Source organism: Cellulomonas biazotea (genome assembly GCF_004306155.1).
In the GTDB taxonomy this organism is placed as follows: domain Bacteria; phylum Actinomycetota; class Actinomycetes; order Actinomycetales; family Cellulomonadaceae; genus Cellulomonas; species Cellulomonas biazotea.
The window spans coordinates 1-4,083 of record NZ_BIMR01000262.1 but is presented as its reverse complement, the minus strand read 5'-3'; the positions used below and the strand labels follow the sequence as shown (position 1 = coordinate 4,083).

The window sequence follows — 4,083 nt, the reverse complement described above, 5'->3', positions numbered from 1 at the left end:
CGCACCGAGAGCGAGCAGCGCCCCCGCCAGGACGCCCTCGCGGGCCTCGAGGCGGCGCTCGACGCCCGCCTCGCCCCGGCCGAGCAGCGCGACGACCGGCCCGCCCGCGGCGAGACCGGCGAGCGTCGGTCGCGTCGTTCCGGCCGGGGCCAGGGCGCCCCGGAGGACCAGCGCGCCGACGACGCCCGTCAGCAGGGCCAGCAGGTGGGTCGCGGTCAGCAGGCCGCCGGTCAGCAGGCCGGCACCGCGCAGGGCACCGGCCAGCAGGCGGGCACCGCCCAGCAGGGCGCCCAGCGTCAGCCGAACCAGCAGAACCAGCAGTTCGACGAGGACGACGAGCGCGGCGGACGCCGTCGCCGCTCGCGCGACCGCTACCGCGACCGGGACCGCAAGCGCGGCCGTGGCCGCACGGGCGCGCCGGACGTCGCCGGCCTCGACGACATCGAGGTCACCGACGACGACGTCCTGCTGCCCGTCGCGGGCATCCTCGACGTGCTCGACTCGTACGCGTTCGTCCGCACGTCGGGCTACCTGCCCGGTGCGAGCGACGTGTACGTCTCGCTCAACCAGGTGAAGAAGTCCGGCCTGCGCCGCGGCGACGCGATCACCGGCGCGGTCCGCCAGCCCCGCGAGGGCGAGCAGCAGCCGCAGGGCAACCGGCCGAGCAAGTTCAACGCGCTCGTGCGCCTCGACTCGGTCAACGGCCTCTCGCCCGACGAGGCTCGCCAGCGTCCGGAGTTCACCAAGCTCACGCCGCTGTACCCGCAGGAGCGGCTGCGCCTGGAGACCGAGCCGACGCGCCTGACGCCGCGCGTCATCGACATCGTCGCCCCCATCGGCAAGGGCCAGCGCGGCCTCATCGTCGCGCCCCCGAAGGCCGGCAAGACGATCGTCATGCAGCAGATCGCCAACGCGATCACCGCGAACAACCCCGAGGTCCACCTCATGGTCGTGCTCGTCGACGAGCGCCCCGAGGAGGTCACGGACATGGAGCGGACGGTCAAGGGCGAGGTCATCGCCTCGACCTTCGACCGCCCCGCGTCGGACCACACGATCGTCGCGGAGCTCGCGATCGAGCGTGCGAAGCGCCTGGTCGAGCTCGGCCAGGACGTCGTGGTGCTGCTGGACTCGCTGACCCGTCTGTCGCGCGCGTACAACCTGGCCGCGCCGGCGTCGGGCCGCATCCTGTCGGGCGGTGTCGACGCGTCCGCGCTCTACCCGCCGAAGCGGTTCTTCGGCGCCGCGCGCAACATCGAGAACGGTGGCTCGCTCACCATCCTCGCGTCGGCGCTGGTCGAGACCGGCTCCAAGATGGACGAGGTCATCTTCGAGGAGTTCAAGGGCACCGGGAACATGGAGCTGCGCCTGTCCCGGTCGCTCGCGGACAAGCGCATCTTCCCGGCGGTCGACGTCAACGCGTCGGGCACGCGCCGCGAGGAGATCCTCATGTCGCACGACGAGCTGAAGATCATCTACAAGCTCCGTCGCGTCATGGGCGCGCTCGACCAGCAGCAGGCCATCGAGCTGCTCATCGGCAAGCTCCGCGAGACCAAGTCGAACGTCGAGTTCCTGCTCCAGGTGCAGAAGACGACGCCGGGCAACGCGATCGGCGACGGCGACGTCGGCCGCACGGTCTGACGCACCGCACGCCACGACGGCCCCGCGCTCCCCGGAGGGAGGCGGGGCCGTCGTCGCGCGGAGCGCCGGTGCGGCCGGGCCGCACCCTCGTCGCCCGAGAGTCGCCGCCCCCCGGTGTCGGCGGCTGGTGCCAGGCTGTTTCCGTCGGGTCGGTGACGAGCGGCTCGGTGCGCGAACGACGCGGGTGCGCGGTCGGACGGTCGGGAGGCGACGTGGTCGACGAGCTGCTGGTGGGACGGGTCCGGGAGGTCGTCGGCGCGCGCGTGCCGGTCGTCGAGCGGCGGATGTTCGGCGGGGTGGCGTTCCTCGTCGGCGGGCACATGGCCGTCGGCGTGAGCGGACGTCAGGGCGCACTCATGGTCCGCGTCCCGCCGGACGACACGCAGCGGCTGCTCGCCGAGCCGGGGGCGCGACCGTTCGAGATGCGCGGCAAGGCGCTCGTGGGCTGGCTGCTCGTCGAGCCCGGGGTCGTCGCCGACGACGACGAGCTGCACCACTGGGTCGACGTCGGCCTCGCGCACGCGGGGTCGCTGCCCGCGAAGGACGCCTGACCCGTCACGGTCGCGCGCCGAGCTGATCGCCGTGCTCACCCCACCGCGCCCGGCAGGCACGGCCCCTCGCCCACGTGGGCGGCGGACCGTGCGGGCACGTCACCCCCGGGGCACGTGGAACGCGTCCGGTGCGGCGATCCGGGCCGTCGTGCGGCCGGGCCAGAACTGCTGGTACGTCCGACGTCGCCCGCAGCGGACGCAGGTCGCCGTGCGCAGGGTGGAGGTACCGGGGTCAGGGGTCTTGCCGTCGGGGTTGCCGCGGAAGACGTGCATGCACACCGTCATTGGTGCTCAGCTCCTCGTGAGTGCTCGTGCTCGCATCCTCCACCCGCGCGCGCCGCGGCGTGAGGGGTGGGCCTGGGGCGACCTCGACTAATCCACGATGTGAGATTCGCATCCCTAGAGCGTCCTGACCAGCGGCGATACGCACCCGGCAAAGCGGACGCCGAGGAGGGGGCCACGCCGGGCGGCATGCCGGGCGCGCTGCTAGCGTGCCCGGCATGAACCGGTACGGGTGGGGGCGTCCGGCAGTGGGCGTCATGGTGGTCGGGCTCGCGTGCGGGCTTCTCGCGGGGTGCGCGGCGGGCGAGGAGCCTGTCGACGCGGTCGGGACGTGGGGCGAGGACGCCGAGGGGGAGCCGCACCTCGTCCTCGCCGAGGACGGCACGGCGACCGGCAGCGACGGGTGCAACCGGATGAGCGGGGACTGGTCCGAGGGCGAGGACGGCGACGTCACGTTCGGGTGTTCGCGATCACCTCGATGGCGTGCGAGGGCGTCGACACCTGGCTCTCGGGCGCGTCGACCGCCGAGGTCGAGGGCGACGACCTCGTCGTGCGGGACGAGTCCGGCGAGGAGATCGGCACGCTCGTCCGCTCGTCCTGAGCCGGCGGGTGGACGGCGCGCTCGGGTCGGGCCGTCCGGCCGGGAAGATTTCGGGGCTCGCCGTCGTTCTGGCACAATCGACTGTTGGTCTGCGGTTCACCCGTGCGCGCAGCGCGCCGGGACCCGGGGACACCCCAACAAGGAGAAGCCCTGTGAAGTCTGACATCCACCCGGAGTACGTGGTCACCGAGGTCACGTGCACCTGCGGGAACACGTTCGTCACGCGTTCGACGGTGACGAACGGCAAGATCCACGCCGACGTCTGCAGCGCCTGCCACCCGTTCTACACGGGCAAGCAGAAGATCCTCGACACCGGTGGCCGCGTGGCCCGGTTCGAGGCGCGCTACGGCAAGAAGGCCAACTAGCACCCTCGCAGCGCCGGTGCCCGGCGCGGACGACTGCCCTCCATGGCAGTGTCCGCACGGGTACCGGCGCTGCTGCGTTGTCCGGGTCCCGCGCGGGTCGGCGCGGTCCCGGCGCGCCGGTCCGTGACGGTCGCGCGGACCACCGGAGAACCCGCACGTGGCCGTCACGCCCAGGAGGACCCCCATGAGCGAGGCCTACGCCGCCGCGCAGACGCTGCTCGACGAGCACGCGCAGATCGAGGCGCAGCTCGCCGACCCCGCGGTGCACGCCGACGCCGGGCTCGCCCGCCGGCTGGGCCGCCGCTACGCCGAGCTCGGCCGCGTGGCACAGGCCTACCGCGCGTGGCGGTCGGCGGCCGACGACGCGGACGCCGCCGCGGAGCTCGCCGAGGTCGACGACGCCTTCGCCGCCGAGCTCCCCGCGCTGCGGGAGGCGGCCCGCACGGCCGAGGCCCGGCTGCGCGACGTCCTCGTGCCCCGTGACCCTGACGACGCGCGCGACGTCATCCTCGAGATCAAGGCCGGTGAGGGCGGCGAGGAGTCGGCGCTGTTCGCGGGCGACCTGCTGCGCATGTACACGCGGTACGCCGAGCGGATGGGCTGGGCGACGCAGGTCCTGGAGTCGACCGAGTCCGGCCTCGGCGGG

Annotated in this window: 6 protein-coding genes; 5 read left to right on the top strand and 1 reads right to left on the bottom strand. The window is 73.6% G+C overall.

Features of this window, described 5'->3' with window-relative positions; all coding sequences use genetic code 11:
* Positions 1–1,638 (top strand): transcription termination factor Rho (gene rho / locus CBZ_RS15790; protein WP_130782452.1); only part of this gene is annotated, 1,638 nt, incomplete at its 5' end.
* A gap of 212 nt (positions 1,639–1,850) precedes the next feature.
* Positions 1,851–2,189 (top strand): TfoX/Sxy family protein, encoded by a 339-nt coding sequence (locus CBZ_RS15785; protein WP_130782451.1) that lies wholly within the window; start codon positions 1,851–1,853, stop codon positions 2,187–2,189.
* Between the two features lie 99 nt (positions 2,190–2,288).
* Here the strand turns inward: CBZ_RS15785 and CBZ_RS21025 are convergent, their stop codons facing one another.
* The gene (locus CBZ_RS21025; protein WP_165446808.1) at positions 2,289–2,462 is read right to left on the bottom strand and encodes a hypothetical protein; all 174 of its coding nucleotides are present in this window, start codon (positions 2,460–2,462) and stop codon (positions 2,289–2,291) included.
* Between the two features lie 469 nt (positions 2,463–2,931).
* On the opposite strand from CBZ_RS21025, the gene CBZ_RS21865 reads away from it, so the two are divergent.
* From CBZ_RS21865 to CBZ_RS15770, 3 genes are all read left to right on the top strand, one after another.
* Positions 2,932–3,072: a hypothetical protein gene (locus CBZ_RS21865; RefSeq protein ID WP_246013481.1), complete on the top strand. Its 141-nt coding sequence runs from the start codon at positions 2,932–2,934 to the stop codon at positions 3,070–3,072.
* 152 nt (positions 3,073–3,224) lie between these two features.
* Positions 3,225–3,437, top strand: coding sequence for a 50S ribosomal protein L31 (gene rpmE / locus CBZ_RS15775; RefSeq protein WP_130782450.1), 213 nt, complete (start codon positions 3,225–3,227; stop codon positions 3,435–3,437).
* A 184-nt stretch (positions 3,438–3,621) separates the two neighbouring features.
* A partial coding sequence (locus CBZ_RS15770) for a PCRF domain-containing protein (protein WP_130782449.1) occupies positions 3,622–4,083 on the top strand: 462 nt, incomplete at its 3' end.